Here is a 298-nt window from a genome sequence, read left to right on the forward strand (position 1 = left end):
CGCATGCATCGCCGACACCGTCTCCGGCGGCAACGCCTCACCGATCACAAACACATGCTCCAGGCTGCGGATGGCTTCCGCCCGAGTATGCGCGGCAAATACACCCAGCATCGACGGCACGAAATCGGTCACCGTCACCCGATGCTCGGCAATAACCCGCGCCAAATACTCGGTATCCCGGTGACCATCCGGCGTCGCGACCACCAAATGCGCACCCGCAGCCAACGGCAGGAAATAACCCCACAAAGACACGTCGAACGTCGTCGCCGTCTTCTGCAGATACACATCCGACGCATCC

The 298-nt window shown here is 61.4% G+C and carries 1 protein-coding gene; it reads right to left on the minus strand.

All coding sequences use genetic code 11. The features are described 5' to 3' along the window. The coding region (locus tag IG75_RS37035; RefSeq protein WP_156061015.1) for an AMP-binding protein at positions 1-298 on the minus strand (298 nt) is incomplete at both ends.

It is taken from the genome of Nocardia rhamnosiphila NBRC 108938 (assembly GCF_000720425.1).
Taxonomy (GTDB): Bacteria; Actinomycetota; Actinomycetes; order Mycobacteriales; family Mycobacteriaceae; genus Nocardia; species Nocardia rhamnosiphila.